This window comes from Variovorax sp. P1_H2, from assembly GCF_056405295.1.
In genome coordinates, this window is sequence record NZ_JBFUCJ010000291.1 from 1 (window position 1) to 1,004 (window position 1,004).

The 1,004-nt window shown below is 71.3% G+C and carries 1 protein-coding gene; it reads left to right on the forward strand.

All coding sequences use genetic code 11. The annotated features are described in order from the left end of the window. On the forward strand, positions 1–816 hold an 816-nt coding region (locus AC1D2E_RS35945), incomplete at its 5' end, for a tripartite tricarboxylate transporter substrate binding protein (protein WP_478201808.1). Positions 817–1,004: the final 188 nt, after the last annotated feature.

Genomic DNA, 1,004 nt, shown 5'->3' on the forward strand with positions numbered 1-1,004 from the left:
GCGCTGGGCAGGGCGCTCGGCCAGCCGGTGGTGGTCGACAACAAGCCGGGCAACGGCTCCAGCATCGCGGCGGACCTGGTGGCCAAGGCGCCGCCCGATGGCTACACGCTGCTGATCGCCAGCCCCAGCAGCATCTCGGTGAACCCGGCGCTCAATGCCAGGCTGACCTACTCGGCGCGCGACCTCACGGCGGTCACCAAGATGACGACCTCGCCGCTGGTGCTGGCGGTGAATCCGGCCACCGGCATCCAGTCGATCGCCGACCTGATCGCGGCGGCGAAGAAGGACCCCGGCAAGCTCAACTACTCGACTTCGGGCAACGGTTCGGCGCCGCACCTCGGCGCAGCGCTGTTCAGCCAGGTCACCGGCGTGGAGATGACGCACATCCCTTACCGGGGCGGCAGCCTCGCGATCCAGTCGGTGATGGCGGGCGACACCCAGCTGACCTTCGGCACCTCGCCGTCGGTGCTGCCGATGGCGAGCGGCGGCCGGTTGCGCGCGCTCGCCGTCAGCACCCGCGAGCGCTCGCCGCTGGTGCCGGGGCTGCCGGGCATGAAAGAGGCGGGGCTTCCCGACTACAACCTCGAATTCTGGTACGGCATGTTCGTGCCGGCCGGCACGCCGCCCGCGATCGTCAAGAAGATCTTCGATGCCACGACGACCGCGATGCAGCAGCCCTCGGTCAAGGCATCGCTGGCGCGCGACGGCACCGAGGTGTCGCTGTCTTCGTCGCCCGGGCAGTTCGACACGTTCCTGGCCGAGGACGGCAAGTTCTGGGTCAAGCTGGTCAAGAGCGCCAATGTCAAGGTGGAGTGAGTGGCCCCCACGCTCCCCCACTTCGTGTGGGTCGCTGCCCCCCGAGGGGGCCGCAGGCCGCCTTGGGGCGGCCCGGCGCCGGCCTGAGCCCCCACGCTCCCCCAYTTCGTGTGGGTCGCTGCCCCCCGAGGGGGCCGCAGGCCGCCTTGGGGCGGCCCGGCGCCGGCCTGAGCCCCCACGCTCCCCCA